The sequence below is a fragment of the Pseudomonas caricapapayae genome, assembly GCF_001400735.1.
Classification (GTDB): Bacteria; Pseudomonadota; Gammaproteobacteria; order Pseudomonadales; family Pseudomonadaceae; genus Aquipseudomonas; species Aquipseudomonas caricapapayae.
The window spans coordinates 20,881-36,234 of record NZ_LJPW01000146.1; the positions used below are offsets into that span (position 1 = coordinate 20,881).

At 58.9% G+C, this 15,354-nt stretch carries 14 protein-coding genes; 2 read left to right on the forward strand and 12 right to left on the reverse strand.

Translation table 11 applies throughout. The features are described from left to right. Positions 1 to 21: 21 nt before the first annotated feature. The 8 genes from ALO80_RS21145 to ALO80_RS21180 form a co-directional block, all read right to left on the reverse strand. Entirely contained in the window at positions 22 to 924 is a 903-nt protein-coding gene (locus ALO80_RS21145; protein ID WP_055010398.1) for a peptidoglycan DD-metalloendopeptidase family protein, read from the reverse strand. Positions 925 to 1,139: 215 nt separating this feature from the next. Further along, positions 1,140 to 2,030: a response regulator gene (locus ALO80_RS21150; RefSeq protein ID WP_054986521.1), complete on the reverse strand. Its 891-nt coding sequence runs from the start codon at positions 2,028 to 2,030 to the stop codon at positions 1,140 to 1,142. A gap of 203 nt (positions 2,031 to 2,233) precedes the next feature. Next, the gene (gene phoU, locus ALO80_RS21155) at positions 2,234 to 2,995 is read right to left on the reverse strand and encodes a phosphate signaling complex protein PhoU (protein ID WP_055006653.1); all 762 of its coding nucleotides are present in this window, start codon (positions 2,993 to 2,995) and stop codon (positions 2,234 to 2,236) included. A gap of 70 nt (positions 2,996 to 3,065) precedes the next feature. After that, entirely contained in the window at positions 3,066 to 3,899 is an 834-nt protein-coding gene (gene pstB, locus ALO80_RS21160) for a phosphate ABC transporter ATP-binding protein PstB (RefSeq protein WP_054986519.1), read from the reverse strand. Positions 3,900 to 3,965: 66 nt separating this feature from the next. Beyond that, complete coding sequence (gene pstA, locus ALO80_RS21165) at positions 3,966 to 5,582, reverse strand: phosphate ABC transporter permease PstA (protein WP_174518967.1); 1,617 nt, start codon at positions 5,580 to 5,582, stop codon at positions 3,966 to 3,968. 69 nt (positions 5,583 to 5,651) lie between these two features. Further along, positions 5,652 to 7,937 (reverse strand): ABC transporter permease subunit, encoded by a 2,286-nt coding sequence (locus ALO80_RS21170; protein ID WP_055010399.1) that lies wholly within the window; start codon positions 7,935 to 7,937, stop codon positions 5,652 to 5,654. A 143-nt stretch (positions 7,938 to 8,080) separates the two neighbouring features. Beyond that, complete coding sequence (locus ALO80_RS21175) at positions 8,081 to 9,079, reverse strand: phosphate ABC transporter substrate-binding protein PstS family protein (protein ID WP_055006650.1); 999 nt, start codon at positions 9,077 to 9,079, stop codon at positions 8,081 to 8,083. Between the two features lie 167 nt (positions 9,080 to 9,246). Beyond that, entirely contained in the window at positions 9,247 to 10,536 is a 1,290-nt protein-coding gene (locus tag ALO80_RS21180; RefSeq protein ID WP_054986516.1) for an MFS transporter, read from the reverse strand. Positions 10,537 to 10,968: 432 nt separating this feature from the next. Here ALO80_RS21180 and ALO80_RS21185 point away from each other — a divergent pair, with 432 nt between their 5' ends. Continuing rightward, positions 10,969 to 11,370 (forward strand): acyl-CoA thioesterase, encoded by a 402-nt coding sequence (locus tag ALO80_RS21185; protein ID WP_003378389.1) that lies wholly within the window; start codon positions 10,969 to 10,971, stop codon positions 11,368 to 11,370. 91 nt (positions 11,371 to 11,461) lie between these two features. Further along, positions 11,462 to 12,373: a D-hexose-6-phosphate mutarotase gene (locus ALO80_RS21190; RefSeq protein WP_055010400.1), complete on the forward strand. Its 912-nt coding sequence runs from the start codon at positions 11,462 to 11,464 to the stop codon at positions 12,371 to 12,373. 18 nt (positions 12,374 to 12,391) lie between these two features. Here the strand turns inward: ALO80_RS21190 and ALO80_RS21195 are convergent, their stop codons facing one another. The 4 genes from ALO80_RS21195 to purE all read right to left on the reverse strand — a co-directional run bounded on the left by ALO80_RS21195 (position 12,392) and on the right by purE (position 15,104). Beyond that, the gene (locus ALO80_RS21195; RefSeq protein WP_055010401.1) at positions 12,392 to 12,934 is read right to left on the reverse strand and encodes a DUF3299 domain-containing protein; all 543 of its coding nucleotides are present in this window, start codon (positions 12,932 to 12,934) and stop codon (positions 12,392 to 12,394) included. Positions 12,935 to 13,017: 83 nt separating this feature from the next. Beyond that, positions 13,018 to 13,263, reverse strand: coding sequence for a GlsB/YeaQ/YmgE family stress response membrane protein (locus tag ALO80_RS21200; protein ID WP_002555896.1), 246 nt, complete (start codon positions 13,261 to 13,263; stop codon positions 13,018 to 13,020). Positions 13,264 to 13,520: 257 nt separating this feature from the next. After that, positions 13,521 to 14,603: a 5-(carboxyamino)imidazole ribonucleotide synthase gene (locus ALO80_RS21205; protein ID WP_055010402.1), complete on the reverse strand. Its 1,083-nt coding sequence runs from the start codon at positions 14,601 to 14,603 to the stop codon at positions 13,521 to 13,523. Between the two features lie 9 nt (positions 14,604 to 14,612). Beyond that, on the reverse strand, positions 14,613 to 15,104 hold the full coding sequence (gene purE / locus ALO80_RS21210) for a 5-(carboxyamino)imidazole ribonucleotide mutase (protein ID WP_002555898.1): 492 nt from the start codon (positions 15,102 to 15,104) through the stop codon (positions 14,613 to 14,615). Between the last annotated feature and the right edge of the window lie 250 nt (positions 15,105 to 15,354).

Consider the following 15,354-nt stretch of genomic DNA (forward strand, 5'->3'; position numbering starts at 1 on the left):
GGAGCCATGAATGGCCCCTGCTCAATTCCCGCCAACGGCGAAATTGGGCAGGCTCTGCACCGGTCTGGCGAACTCGTAGGGTATCGAGACCAGCTCGTTACCCGAATTGCGTTGCACGACAAAGTGCAGATGCGGGCCGGTGCTGTTGCCGGTGTTGCCCGAGCGCGCCAGCGGAGTGCCGACGCTGACCCGCTGACCTTCCCTGACACTCACCGAACCGCGCATCAGGTGCAGATAGACGCCCATCGTGCCGTCTTCATGCAGAATGCGCACAAAGTTGCCTGACGCATTCGAACCCCGGCCTGACTGGCTGTTTTCGATCTTGACCACCGTGCCGCCTCGCGCTGCGATGATCGGCGTGCCTTCAGGCATGGCAATGTCCATGGCGTAACGCCCCTTCACGCCGAAATGGCTGTATTTGCCATTCGGTCCCTGAGTCAGACGAAACGGACCGCCAATCCAGGGCAACGGGTATTTATAAGCCTGCACCGAGCCTCGTGGATCGCCCAGGGTTGAAGTCAGCACCGAAGCGTAGTTCATCGGCTTGCTGGCGACCTTGGGGCTCAAGACCACCACGCGCTCGTTACTGCGCGCAGGGATCGTGCGGCGCAATGTTGCTGACGAGCCAGAGACACCCAGCACGTTGGTCACACTGGACAGCCTGAGTTCGACCTCGACCGGGGCGTACAGGTCATTGCGCACATACAGGCTGTGTACGCCCTTCTCGCGCCTGACACTCAAGTGCACCTGGCCGTCGATACGCTCGACCATCCGGTCCCGAAATACCATCACCGACGCGCCCGGCGTAGGGCGGTCCGAGAAGGACACCACGCCATCAGCATCGGTGAATTTATAGATCGTGACCGCCCCGGCCGACTGTACAGTCAACATCAGGGCACACAGGATAAGCAGGCGTTCAAGCATCAGGGACGTTCGGACTCAAGGGCACTGGGTGCCAAGCCTAGCAGCCTTGCAGGCAGAAGAGGACTCAACGGTATCAATCGGACATGCATAAGGCGTCAAGGAAGGCACGCCAGAATGCGCGATACGCGGTGTTTTGGAACACCGCGCCGGGCTGTGGGCAGCGGATCGTGGAGCGAGGATGTCACGCGGAGCGTCGGCAACGATCCGCGCGCGGATCAGGCACCCGGAATGAAGTGTTTCTGGGCCGTGCCACGCGCGATCAGACGGGACAGATAGTCGAGCTTTTGTGCATCCTGATCGACAAAGCGGAAAGTCACTTGCAGCCATTCGCTGTCAGGCTTCTGCTCGAACGCAGCAACGGAGTGCAGGTAACCGTTCAGGCGTGCAATCTCGTTGCTCTCGCCTTGCTCAAGATCCAGAACCGCGCTGTCGAGTACCTGCGGCAGATTTTCGCTGACGCGTATGACCAGTGTCGCGTCCTTCAGCGTCAGGGCCTTGATCACACAGGACTGAATACCGTTGGGCAGACGCAATTGCCCCTGGCCACGACCGGAAGGCTCGGCCGATCTGGCAGCCGCTGGCGGGGCTTTGGTGAGGCCGGCAGGCGCAGCGGCTGGCGCGGCGCGAACCACCTCGGCCTTGCCACCGGTCAACGCACTGAGGGAGTCATTGAGCGGCGAGTTCATGCGCGCAGGGGCCGTGGACATGACGGCATCAAGCTTGCCGACTTTCGCCAGCGCCTTCTTGACCTTGGTCAGCAACTGCTCGTTGGTGAACGGCTTGCCGACAAAATCGGTCACGCCGGCCTGAATAGCCTGCACAACGTTTTCCTTGTCACCGCGGCTGGTCACCATGATGAACGGGACGGTTCTCAGGTAATTGTCTTGCTCGCGGCACCATGTCAACAGCTCGAGGCCGGACATTTCCGGCATTTCCCAGTCGCACAGAATCAGATCGAATGATTCTTTGCCCAGCAACGTCTGAGCCTTGCGACCATTGACTGCGTCCTCGGTATGAATCCCGGGAAAATAATTGCGCAGCCCTTTCTTGACCAAGTCGCGAATGAAAGTCGCGTCATCCACCACCAATACACTGACCTTACTCATCGACGCTCCTGCGGGCGTGTTCACCTGGAGGCGAACTGCGTTATGCCAACACGCCCTTTGTTTCGGCAAGCATAGCGTTGACCGGTGGCCAACTGCCATATTGATTGACTGCGCCGCGACATTTAATCCGCAGGCGACGGGAATACTCGTCTGCGCAACGAAAAACGCCCGGCACATGCCGGGCGTTTTTCTCGCAGGCAATCTTACTTATCGTCAGCGTCGTCCGGAACATTAGCGGTTTCGCTAGATATACCCTGCACTTCTTCCTTCATGCGCTTGAGACCCATGTGCCGTACGTCCGTACCGCGCACCAGGTAGATCACCAGCTCGGAAATGTTGCGTGCGTGGTCGCCGATGCGCTCCAGAGAGCGCAGCACCCATATGACGTCCAGCACTCGGGAGATCGAGCGTGGATCTTCCATCATGTAGGTCGCCAGCTCGCGCAGGGCGGTCTTGTACTCGCGGTCGATGGTCTTGTCGTACTGCGCAACCGACAAGGCCAGTTCGGCGTCGAAGCGCGCGAACGAGTCCAGGGCATCGCGCACCATGTTGCGCACCTGATCGCCGATATGACGTACCTCGACGTAACCGCGCGGTGCCTCACCTTCCTCGCAGAGCTTGATGGCGCGGCGGGCAATCTTGGTGGCTTCATCACCAATGCGCTCCAGGTCGATTACCGACTTGGAAATACTGATGATCAGACGCAGATCGGACGCCGCAGGCTGACGACGAGCCAGAATGCGCAAACATTCTTCGTCGATGCTGCGCTCCATCTGATTGATCCGGTCGTCGACCTCGCGAACACGCTGGGCAAGACCGGAGTCGGCCTCGATCAGTGCCGTGACCGAATCGTTCACCTGTTTCTCGACCAGGCCACCCATTTCGAGCAAATGGCTGCGAACGTCTTCGAGTTCAGCGTTGAACTGTTGGGAAATGTGATGCGTATGGCTGTCTTTGTGGATCATGCTGGGTGTCCTTGGAACGTCCGGTTAATTGCGAAAACGCAGCGGTGGTTCAGGTCTGACGAAGCACGTCCTAGCCGTAACGACCGGTGATGTAGTCTTCTGTCTGTTTTTTTGCCGGGTTGGTGAACAACGTATCCGTATCACCGAACTCGACGAGTTTGCCCATGTACATAAACGCGGTGTAATCCGACACCCGAGCCGCCTGCTGCATGTTGTGCGTAACGATCACAATGGTGTATTTGGATTTCAGTTCGTAGATCAGTTCTTCGACTTTAAGGGTCGAAATCGGATCAAGTGCCGAACAGGGTTCGTCGAGCAGCAGGACCTCCGGCTCCACGGCGATTGTTCGGGCAATGACCAGACGCTGTTGCTGCCCCCCGGATAAACCCAACGCCGACTCATGCAGCCGATCCTTGACTTCATCCCAGAGCGCAGCGGCTTTCAACGCCCACTCGACGGCTTCATCGAGTACGCGCTTCTTGTTGATCCCCTGAATGCGCAGCCCGTAGACCACGTTTTCATAAATCGTCTTGGGGAACGGGTTCGGTTTCTGAAACACCATACCGACGCGCCGACGCAACTCTGCGACTTCCTCGCCCTTGGTATAGATGTTGTGACCGTACAGGTTGATCGCGCCTTCAACGCGGCAACCATCGACCAGGTCGTTCATCCGATTGAAACAGCGCAACAACGTTGACTTGCCGCACCCGGACGGCCCGATGAACGAGGTCACCTTCTGCTTCGGAATGTTCAGGGCGATATCGAACAGCGCCTGTTTGTCGCCATAGAACAGGTTCAGACCCGGCACTTCGATGGCCACGGCCTCGTCAGCCAGATCCAGGCTTTGCTTGTGACGCCTCAGGGCCGACATGTTCATGCCATTGGTCGGGCTTTCATGCTGCATGGATTGCTCCTGTGCGAACGATTCGCTTCATCGAACTGCCGCGTTTGCCAAAGGGCGAATTCGGGATCAATTGTCGAGCGCCTTGTATTTTTCCCGCAGATGGTTACGGATGCTCACTGCCGACAGGTTGAGCAAGGCGATAACCAGCACCAGCAACAGCGCGGTGGCGTAGACCAGCGGGCGCGCGGCCTCGACATTGGGGCTCTGAAAGCCCACGTCGTAAATGTGGAACCCCAGGTGCATGATCTTCTGATCGAGATGCAGATAAGGATAGTTACCGTCCAGCGGCAGCGACGGGGCCAGTTTGACGACACCCACCAGCATCAATGGCGCAACTTCACCGGCAGCGCGGGCCACAGCCAGGATCAGACCGGTCATCATCGCCGGACTGGCCATCGGCAGGATGATCTTCCACAGCGTCTCGGCCTTGGTCGCCCCCAATGCCAGCGAGCCGTCACGCAGGGTCAACGGAATGCGCGCCAGGCCTTCCTCCGTTGCCACGATCACTACCGGAACGGCGAGCAGCGCCAGCGTCAGCGATGCCCACAACAGGCCGGGCGTGCCGAATGTCGGGGCTGGCAGCGCTTCAGGAAAGAACAGCCGATCCACCGAACCGCCAAGCACATAGACGAAAAAGCCCAGCCCGAAGACGCCATACACAATCGCAGGCACACCGGCGAGGTTGTTCACGGCAATGCGGATGAGCCGGGTGACCGGCCCCTGACGCGCGTATTCACGCAGGTAAACCGCCGCCAGCACGCCGAACGGCGTTACGATCACCGCCATGATCAGGGTCATCATCACCGTGCCGAAAATCGCCGGGAAAATACCGCCTTCCGTGTTGGCTTCGCGTGGATCGGCGCTGAGAAATTCCCACAACTTCTGGAAGTAGAAACCCAGCTTGGTGAGCATGCTCATCGCGTTGGGCTGATAAGCACGCACCACCTTGCCCAGACTGAGTTCGATCTCTTTACCGTTGGCATCGCGTGCCGTCAGGCTGTCTCGGTCAAAGGCCTGATGCAGCCCGTCAAGACGCGCTTCGATGACCTTGTAGCGTGCGTCCAGCTCGGCGCGTTCTGCCGCCATGTCAGCTTGCGCTGCTGCGTCGAGCCGGCCATTGAGTTCCAGCTTGCGGGCCTGCAGGCGCAGACGCTCAATGCCGTGATTGATGGCACCGATGTCTTTCTTTTCCAGGGTATAAAGCTCGTCAGCCAGCTTTTCGACGCGTTGGATGCGTTCTTGCAGGATCGGCCAGGCAGCCTCGCCTTCGGCAACGATCCGGCCGCCTTCCTTGACGTTGACCAGATAGCCATAAAAGTTACCCCACTCCCGACGCTCCAGCGTCATCAGCTCGGCAGGACGGCTCTGCGCGGTCAGCCAATCGCCCACGACCCAGGTGAAATCGCTGGGATTGAGATCGCGGTTGCCGACCTTGAACAGCTCACGGGTCATGAACTCCGGTCCTTGATCAGGCACCGGCAGACCTGCGCTTTTCAGGCGCGCACGCGGCACCTGTTCCTGCTCGACCCGCTCACCGACCAGAACACCCGATTCCTGATTGGGCACCGCGTAATGCGCAGATACCAGATCGGCAGGCCAGAAATGCCCCAGGCCACGCACGGCGATCACCGCCAACAGGCCGATGGTCATGATCACAGCGATGGATACGGCACCCGCACTCATCCAGACGCCGGGGGCACCGCTTTTGAACCAGTTCTTGAGGGAGTTCCGCTTCACCAACGCCTACCTTCCTTACAACGCCGAGTATTGCTTGCGAAGACGCTGACGAATCAGCTCCGCAAGGGTGTTCATCACAAAGGTGAACATCAACAGCACCAACGCCGCCAGAAACAGCACCCTGTAATGGCTGCCGCCCACTTCCGACTCGGGCATTTCCACCGCGACGTTGGCCGCCAGCGTGCGCATGCCTTCAAACAGGTTCATGTCCATGATTGGCGTGTTACCGGTCGCCATCAGCACAATCATGGTTTCCCCCACCGCGCGGCCCATGCCAATCATCAAGGCGGAGAAAATGCCGGGGCTGGCAGTCAGAATCACCACCCGCGTCAAGGTCTGCCACGGTGTCGCGCCCAGAGCCAGAGAGCCCAGCGTCAGGCTGCGCGGTACGCTGAACACCGCGTCTTCGGCAATCGAGTAAATGTTGGGGATCACCGCAAAACCCATAGCGATGCCGACCACCAGCGCGTTGCGCTGATCATAGGTAATACCCAGTCGGTCGCGGATCCACGTACTCATGTCGCCACCGAAGAACCAGCTCTCCAGATGCGGGCTCATGCTCAGCGAAAACCAGCCCACCAACAGCACGACGGGGATCAGGATTGCGCCTTCCCAGCCATCGGGCACGCGCAGGCGAAGCGAATCAGGCAGACGCGTCCAGAAAAAGCCCGCCAGCAAAATGCCGATCGGCGTGAGCAGCAACAGACTGAAGATGCCGGGAAGATGACCTTCAAGGTAAGGTGCCAGAAACAGTCCGGCAAAGAAGCCGAGAATCACCGTCGGCATCGCCTCCATCAACTCGATCACCGGCTTGACCTTGCGGCGCATGCCAGGTGCCATGAAGTAGGCGGTATAGATCGCGGCAGCCACGGCCAGCGGCGCTGCCAGCAACATGGCGTAGAAAGCAGCTTTCAACGTGCCGTAGGTCAACGGTGCCAGGCTCAGCTTGGGCTCGAAGTCCGAGTTGGACGCCGTAGACTGCCAGACGTACTTGGGCTCATCGTAGTTTTCGTACCAGACCTTGCCCCACAGCGAACTCCAGGAGACTTCCGGGTGCGGGTTGTCCAGCGTCAGCGGCAGCAGTTTGCCACCGCTTTCGATCAGAATCCGGTTGGCGCGCGGTGATAACGCCAGGATGCCTGGACCATCGGCAACCTTGTCGATCAGCAACGTACGGTGCGCGGTACTGTGGAAGACACCCAGCCTGCCCGAGGTGTCCAGGGCAATGAAGCCCTTGCGACGCTGTTCAGCCTTGATCTGCTCGATGGGCGCGCTGCCCAGCCTGAAATCGCGGATGCGCATCAGGCGCTGCTCGCCGTCAGTGTCCCGGGCCATGAACCACTGCGACATGCTGCCCTTGGAGTTGCCGATGATCAGCGAAATACCGCCGACCAACTGGGCGCTTGCCGTGATCTCGGCGTTACCGTCTTCCAGCAATTTGTAGCGGCCATTGAGGCTGCGATCGCGCAGGCTGAACACATCTGCCTGCGCGCGGCCATTGATGACATACAGCCATTGCTGGCGCGGGTCGATGTAGATCGCCTTGACGGCAGCCGACATCTGCGGCAAATCGATGCGCGTCTGCTCGCGCGTCATCTCGCCGGTCATCATGTTTTCTTTCTGCTCAAGCGAGATGACGTGCAACTGAGTGCCGGTAGAGCCTGCCAGCTTGAGGCTTTCGCCATCGGCACTGACGGTCACATGCTCGACGGCGCGACCGGCTTCATCCAGCACCAGAGGTGCTTCGCCATAGGGCCAGGCCACGCTCGGGGTGATGGTTTTCTGGTCGTTCGGGTAGGTCGTCAGGTACGAGTGCCTGAACACCAGCACCTGACCGTTGGACAGGCCCAGGGCTATCAAGGGAGCGCCCGGCTGATCCTTGCCGATGGACGCAACGGAGACGCCTGCGGGCAGCGGCAAGGTAATCCGGTGCAGCTCTGCGCCATCCTTGATGTTGAAAAAGATTACTTCGCCCTTGTCGGAAATACGCATTCCGATCTGGTTCTGCTCCTCGATTGCAATCATCAGCGGCGTACCCGCTTCCTGCATCCAGGCGGTATTCAGCGCAGGTTCGGACGTCAGGCTTGCGCCTTTGAAGAGGGGCGCAACGACATAGGCCAGGTAGAAAAAGATCAGCGTGATGGCAGCCAGTACGGCGAGGCCGCCAATGGCCACGTACCAGTGCGTGAGACGATCCTTGAACGCACGGACACGACGCTTTCGCACCATCGCAGGCGTATTGAAATCAATGCGCGCGGGAGGCGAATCCTGGTCCATCGTAGATTTGAACAGCTCATTCATGCGCACACACCGTAGACGCCTTGTATGACAGAAACATTACAGCAAGGTGACGCAAGAAAGCCCGCTGCCCACGAAACCGGCAGCGGACTGTTCAATTTGTAGGCAGGCCAGTCCATTAAGCCTCGCTTGCAAGCTATGCGTGATTACTTTACCGCTGCACCGCTCGCGCCTTGCAGGCCGAGATCGGCCAGTGTCTTTTCCACCACACGGGCAGGCAGCGGAATATAACCGTCTTTCATCACCACTTCCTGGCCCTGCCTGGACAGCACCAGTTTCACGAACTCGGCTTCCAGCGGCGCCAAAGGCTGATTAGGTGCCTTGTTCACATAGACATAAAGAAAGCGCGACAGCGGGTAACTGCCGTTAAGGGTGTTGGCTTCGCTGTCTTCGACAAACTCGCCGCCCTCCTTCTTCGCCAGCGGGACCGTCCGCACATTGGACGTCTTGTAGCCAATGCCCGAGTAGCCGATACCGTTGAGCGAATTGCTGATGGCGCTGACCACCGAGGCCGAGCCGGGCTGTTCGTTGACGTTGGCCTTGAAGTCGCCTTTGCACAGCGCTTCTTCCTTGAAGTAACCGTACGTACCCGACACCGAGTTGCGGCCGAACAACTGGATCGGCTTGCCTGCCAGATCGCCGCTCACCCCGACATCACCCCAGGTCTTCGCATCCGCCTTGGCACCGCAAAGTCGGGTCGCAGAGAAGATTGCGTCGACTTGCTGCAGGGTCAGACCCTTGATCGGATTGTCCTTATGGACAAAAACAGCCAATGCATCCACAGCGACCGGGATAGCCGTTGGCTTGTAGCCGTGCTTCTGCTCGAAGGCCGATAGTTCGCCATCCTTCATCCTGCGGCTCATGGGTCCCAGATTGGCAGTGCCCTCGGTCAGCGCAGGTGGCGCTGTGGAAGAGCCGGCCGCTTGAATCTGGATATTCACGCTGGGGTATTCTTTCTTGTACGCCTCGGCCCATAAGGTCATGAGATTTGCCAGGGTATCGGAACCGACACTGGAGAGATTGCCCGACACGCCGGAGGTTCTGGTGTAGGCCTTGATGGCAGGATCGACGGCCGCTACCGCATTGGCTGCCGTCACTGCGGCGGTCATCAATGTCAGTGCAGCCATCAAACGCTTGAGTGTCATCCTTGCGCTCCTGGCAGGGTATGTAGGTGTTCACAAGCCTTCGCGGCCAGTCTTGTGACTACTCTATGAATTGATTATGACAATAAGATGAAAAGGCTATCGCCCTGCGCAGGGAGATAGCCTTTCGCTTTAACGGATGCCTTGAACGATTTCCCGTCGGGCGATGTTCAACGCTTTCTGGTCAGCAAAAACACGCCGATTGCCATGCCCAGGCCGCAGAGAATCGCGACGTACCAGGCCGGGCCCATCGGACTGCTCTTGAGCATGAACGTCACCACCATCGGCGTCAGCCCGCCGAAAATGGCGTACGCCAGGTTGTAGGAGAACGACAGTCCCGAGAAGCGCACCACCGGCGGGAACGCCTTGACCATGACATAGGGAACGGCACCGATAGTACCGACGAACAGCCCGGTCACGGCATACAGCGGGAACAGCATCTCCGGGTGGCTGCCGAGGACGTGGTAGAACGTCCAGGAACTGACCAGCAAACCTGCGCTGCCCAACAGGAACACCCAGCCTGCGCCGAAACGATCGGCCAGAGTACCCGACGCGATGCAACCCAGACTGAGAAACACGATAGCCAGGCTATTGGCCTTCAGCGCCGTGGCTGCCGGGAAGCCATAGATGGTCTGCAGGATGGTCGGGGTCATCAGGATCACGACAATGATGCCGGCCGACAACAACCAGGTCATCAGCATCGACAGCGCAACCGCACCACGATGATCACGCAATACCGCCTTAAGCGGCACCTCTTCGGCCAGCGCCTTGCGCTGTTGCAGCTCGGCGAACACAGGCGTTTCGTGCAGCAGGCGGCGCAGATAGACCGACATCAGACCAAACACGCCACCCAGCAGGAAAGGAATCCGCCATGCGTAATCGGACACTTCGACCGGGGTATAAATGCTGTTGATTGCCGTGGCGACCAGCGAGCCCAGCAGGATGCCTGCTGTCAGCCCGGCAGTCAGGGTGCCGCAGGCATACCCGACACGACGTGCAGGCACATGTTCGGACACGAATACCCAGGCACCCGGCACCTCGCCGCCAATGGCTGCACCCTGAATGACGCGCATCAGCAGCAGCAGAATCGGCGCCCACAGCCCGATCTGAGCGTAGGTCGGCAACAAACCCATGATCAGGGTCGGCACCGCCATCATGAAAATGCTCAGCGTGAACATTTTCTTGCGCCCCAGCAAATCGCCGAAGTGCGCCATGATAATGCCGCCCAGGGGTCTCGCCAGATAACCGGCGGCGAAAATACCAAATGTCTGCATCATGCGCAGCCAGTCAGGCATGTCCACCGGGAAAAACAGCTTGCCGACTACCGCCGCGAAAAACACGAAGATGATGAAGTCGTAAAACTCCAGCGCACCACCCAGGGCAGAAAGCGAAAGGGTTTTGTAATCGCTGCGAGTCAAAGGCCGCGCAGGCTGCGTGGAACTTGAAGGGACAGATGACATGACAAGGCTTCTCTTTACTTGTTCTTTAAAAAGGGGCAAGTGACTGCAACGCTGGCTGCTGCGGGGTGCCGTGCATAAGCGATTGTCGGGAGCAACGGTGCAGGTAGGCACCAAAATTGCGTGTACAGGCAGTCTTGTCACCTGTAGAGGTCCAGCAAGATAGCAAATTGTTTCAAAAAACACATGACAAGAACTGCCACGGGCACAAAATGAAGACCGGGCGGTCGTTCTATGACGCAACGCCCGATATACTCGCAAGCCGTCAGCAGCCGTGGGAAGTTGTGCGAAAACGTCTGAATCAGCGGGTTTCGCAGAGTTTCCCTATGGGCCACGCCAGTGCAGAACACATAATGTTCATGCTAATGGTCTTGAATGGCACCTGTTAACCGCTGCATACAATAATGAGAGTCATGGGTCAGAGGCACCCTAGGCATGATCGAGCTCGAACAAGAAGATCCAACCCCGCAAGGCGACCTTGCACTGCAAATTACCGCCCTTCCCCGCGAAACCAATGGCTTTGGCGACATCTTCGGCGGCTGGCTGGTGTCCCAGATGGACCTGGCAGGTACAGCGATGGCCAGTAAAGTGGCGGGTGGCCGGGTGGCGACCGTGGCGATTGATCGCATGGCGTTTCTGGTCCCGGTGGCTGTCGGCGAGCAGCTGTCCTTTTACACTCGCACCCTGGAAGTCGGACGTACCTCGATCAAGATGATGGTCGAAGTGTGGAGCGATGACCCGGTCACCAGCGAATGGCGCAAGGTCACAGAGGCCGCATTCGTATTCGTGGCCATTGATTCCAGCGGCCGGACACGCTCGGTTCCTGCGCGGCGGTAAATTGTCGCTCGGTCATGGATTGGCTGCACGGGTAAACTCACCGAGCGTGAAGCGGTCTATTTTCGTCACGGTCATTGAGTGAGAACTTTGCATGCCAACATCCCCGGTTGAACCTACCGTTGAATCCGTCCAGTACGATGAACTGAACTGCTGGCGTATCCGCCACGGCGAAGCAGAGCTGTTGGTCGCACAACAGGGCGCACACATCCTCAGTTATCAAGTGGCCGGACAGCAGCCACTGGTGTGGCTGAATGAAGAAGCCGTTTTCAAGCAGGGCAAACCCATTCGTGCAGGCATGCCCATCTGCTGGCCGTGGTTCGGCAACCTGGAACGCAACCCTCAAAGCGTGCAGGCAATGCGCGACAGCAGCGAGCCGGCCAAGGCCCACGGTGAGGTTCGGGCGCTGGACTGGCAATTGCTGGGCATCGGTGAAGACGGCGACGCACTGCTGGTGGAGTTCGTCCTTCCAGAGGCGGAAGGCCATTTACCAGGCTGGCCACACAACGTTGCCCTGAAACTGAGCATCCGCCTGGACCACGCCCTGAACGTCAGCCTGGTCAGCTATAACGGCGGCACAGAACCGGTGACCATCAGCCAGGCACTGCACACCTATTTCGCCATCAGCGATGTGCGCCAGATCAGCATCGAAGGGCTGGACGGCCTGCGCTATATCGAAACCCTGGAAAACTGGGAAGAACGCGAACAAAGCGGCGACCTGACGTTCGCGGGCGAAACCGACCGCATTTACAAGAACACACCGGGTGTACTCAGCATCGTTGACCCAGAATGGCAACGACGCATCCACATCCGCAGCACAGGCTCCAGGTCGGCCATCCTGTGGAACCCGTGGATCGAGAAAACCGGCAAATTCACCGATATGGCAGCGGACGGCTGGCAGCGCATGGTCTGCGTCGAAACCGCCAACGTGCTCGACGACGTGGTGACGCTGGCACCCGATCAGATGCATGTTCTGGGTGTGAGTATCTGGAGCGAAGGGCTCTGATTCAAATTCGATCAGAGATCAAAGGTCCGATTCCACCACCACACGGACCTTTGATGCATCCATCGCGTAGGCCGCGTCAGCCAGATCGTTACTGACCTTCTCGATTTTCAGGGTGCCTTCTACCCACAGGGGTGTGTAGATATCATCCAGTTTCAGGCCTTTCGGGTAACGCACCAGCACCAACTGGTTGGGTGGCGGCGGCGGAACATGGATGCAGGCACCTGGATAAGGCACGATGAAAAACAGCGTGCTATGGCCCTTGGCATCGGTTTCGAGAGGCACCGGGTAACCGCCAAGCCGAATGGTCTTGCCATTCATCGCGGGGACGGTTTTGGTCGAGTACATGACCGCTGGCAAACCCTTGCTTTGTTTCAACCCGCCCTTGCTGTCGAACGTGCCCATCGCTTCCGGAGAGTTATGATCAATCTCGGGCATGGCTTCGAGGGCTTTTTGATCGGACTTGGGCATCAGCTCGAGCCAGTCGGTTTCCGGCAACTGAGCGTGTGCAACGCCGGAAAGCCCGGATAACAGCAGAAGAGTCATCAACAGAAAGCGACGCATGGTAGAACTCGGCAAAGGGGTGGAAAGTTGCCGAGCATTCTAGCCCTCTGCGCACTGTAAAACAGAGGGCTGACGCATTAGCGTTATTTCTTTTTGATCATGCCGTAGATAACCAGCAGGATGATTGCACCGACCAGCGCGCCGAGGAAACCTGCGCCTTCGCCAGCCTGATAGATACCCAGCGCCTGACCGCCATAAGTGGCCGCGAGCGAACCGGCGATACCCAGCACGATGGTCATGATCCAGCCCATGCTGTCGTCGCCCGGCTTCAGAAAGCGAGCCAGCAGACCAACGATCAGGCCGATAAAGATGGTTCCAATGATACCCATGCCATTTCCCTCTGTATTAAGTGAATACGCCCGGGCTAATAGCAGCCCCGGCCTACGCTATCTGAGAACGGCGGTCGGGAATGGTTCCGGCGCAATGGCAAGTTTGGATCGAGGTGGAAAATTCTTCATGAATGGCAATTCTCGTTTCCCACGCCCCAGCGTGGCAACGCAATGCCCGACGCTGCGCGCCGTAACGGGACGAAGCGTACTGAATGGCATGCCAGCGCAGGGCACTGGCACCAGACTCAAACCTGTGATCAACCCTTGATCAGCGCTTCAACCAGTTTCACCTGACGGTCCAGCGTGGCACGGTCGGCGCTGCGCAGAGTGGCATGACCCACTTTACGTCCGGCCTTGAACGCCTTGCCGTAATGGTGCAGGTGGCAATCTTCGACGGCGACGACCTTGTCCACTGCCGGCACTTCACCGATGAAGTTGAGCATGGCGCTCTCGCCGACCTTGGCTGTGGAGCCCAGCGGCAGACCGGCAACCGCTCGCAGGTGGTTTTCGAACTGACTGCATTCGGCCCCTTCGGTAGTCCAGTGACCGGAGTTGTGCACGCGCGGCGCAATCTCGTTGGCTTTCAGAACTCCATCGACCTCAAAGAACTCGAATGCCAGCACACCCACGTAATCAAGTTGCTTCAGGACGCGCCCGGCGTAGTCTTCGGCCAGTGTCTGCAAAGGATGATCGGTGCTGGCGATGGACAGGCGCAGAATGCCGCTGTCATGTGTGTTGTGCACCAGCGGGTAGAACCGGGTCTCGCCATCACGCGCGCGAACGGCGATCAACGACACTTCGCCGGTGAACGGCACGAAGCCCTCCAGCAGGCAGGGCACGCTGCCCAGCTCGGCGAATGTATCGACGACATCGGCCGCCGAACGCAGAACCTTCTGGCCCTTGCCGTCATAACCCAGGGTGCGGGTTTTCAGGACGGCTGGCAGACCGATGCTGGCAACGGCAGCATCCAGGTCGGCCTGCGACTGGATATCGGCGAATGCCGGCGTCGGAATGCCCAGATCCTTGAACATGCTTTTTTCAAACCAGCGGTCACGCGCAACGCGCAACGCCTCGGCGCTCGGATAGACCGGTACGAACTGCGACAGAAACGCCACGGTCTCGGCCGGAACGCTTTCAAACTCGAAGGTCACCAGATCGACTTCGTCTGCCAACTGACGCAGATGATCCAGATCGCCGTAATCGGCACGCAGGTGCTCGCCAAGTGCAGCGGCACAGGCATCCGGCGCGGGATCGAGAAAGGCGAAGTTCATGCCCAGCGGCGTACCTGCCAATGCCAACATACGGCCCAGCTGGCCGCCACCGATTACACCGATCTTCATGGAAAAACCTCAGGCGTGGCGCGGGTCTGGATTGTCCAGGACGCTGTCTGTCTGCTCAGCACGGAATTTCTTCAGCGCTGCGTGGAATTGAGGGTGTTTTGCCCCGAGGATACTGGCTGAAAGCAGCGCTGCGTTGATCGCCCCTGCCTTGCCGATAGCCAGGGTCGCCACCGGAATGCCGGCAGGCATCTGCACGATCGACAGCAGGGAGTCGACACCCGACAGCATCGACGACTGCACCGGAACGCCCAGCACAGGCAGGTGTGTCTTGGCAGCGCACATACCCGGCAAGTGAGCGGCACCACCGGCACCGGCGATGATCACTTCAATGCCACGGCCCTCGGCTTCGTCGGCGTACTGGAACAGCAGGTCCGGCGTGCGGTGAGCTGACACTACCTTGACTTCATAAGGGATGCCGAGCTTTTCCAGCATGTCGGCAGTGTGGCTAAGGGTGGACCAATCGGACTTGGAGCCCATGATCACGCCAACCAGTGCGCTCATCGTCGTGCCTCTCATCGGGCGCCCGCAGGCGCGTCTGAAAACAACAAGCCACGCGGGGGAACCGGCGTGGCTTGTTGTACGAATAATGACCGATTTAACCGGCCAAAGGCCGCGCAGTATACCGCAAAGCTTCAGGATGGCAGCCCCCTTGGATGATCAACCGTTCAAGGTTTTTACGAGCTCGGGGAAGCCCGTCACTCTTCCTGCACTTTGGTACAGGTAACGGCTACATCGACAGCTGCCAATCCTG

Bases quoted from the DNA above. Each gene is read 5' to 3' on its own strand.
- ALO80_RS21170 (WP_055010399.1), bottom strand. From the start codon at position 7,937: ATGAATGAGCTGTTCAAATCTACGATGGACCAGGATTCGCCTCCCGCG.
- phoU (WP_055006653.1), bottom strand. From the start codon at position 2,995: ATGATCCACAAAGACAGCCATACGCATCACATTTCCCAACAGTTCAAC.
- pstA (WP_174518967.1), bottom strand. From the start codon at position 5,582: ATGAGTGCGGGTGCCGTATCCATCGCTGTGATCATGACCATCGGCCTG.
- ALO80_RS21180 (WP_054986516.1), bottom strand. From the start codon at position 10,536: ATGTCATCTGTCCCTTCAAGTTCCACGCAGCCTGCGCGGCCTTTGACT.
- ALO80_RS21185 (WP_003378389.1), top strand. From the start codon at position 10,969: ATGATCGAGCTCGAACAAGAAGATCCAACCCCGCAAGGCGACCTTGCA.
- ALO80_RS21175 (WP_055006650.1), bottom strand. From the start codon at position 9,079: ATGACACTCAAGCGTTTGATGGCTGCACTGACATTGATGACCGCCGCA.
- ALO80_RS21190 (WP_055010400.1), top strand. From the start codon at position 11,462: ATGCCAACATCCCCGGTTGAACCTACCGTTGAATCCGTCCAGTACGAT.
- ALO80_RS21145 (WP_055010398.1), bottom strand. From the start codon at position 924: ATGCTTGAACGCCTGCTTATCCTGTGTGCCCTGATGTTGACTGTACAG.
- ALO80_RS21195 (WP_055010401.1), bottom strand. From the start codon at position 12,934: ATGCGTCGCTTTCTGTTGATGACTCTTCTGCTGTTATCCGGGCTTTCC.
- pstB (WP_054986519.1), bottom strand. From the start codon at position 3,899: ATGCAGCATGAAAGCCCGACCAATGGCATGAACATGTCGGCCCTGAGG.
- ALO80_RS21200 (WP_002555896.1), bottom strand. From the start codon at position 13,263: ATGGGTATCATTGGAACCATCTTTATCGGCCTGATCGTTGGTCTGCTG.
- ALO80_RS21150 (WP_054986521.1), bottom strand. From the start codon at position 2,030: ATGAGTAAGGTCAGTGTATTGGTGGTGGATGACGCGACTTTCATTCGC.
- ALO80_RS21205 (WP_055010402.1), bottom strand. From the start codon at position 14,603: ATGAAGATCGGTGTAATCGGTGGCGGCCAGCTGGGCCGTATGTTGGCA.
- purE (WP_002555898.1), bottom strand. From the start codon at position 15,104: ATGAGCGCACTGGTTGGCGTGATCATGGGCTCCAAGTCCGATTGGTCC.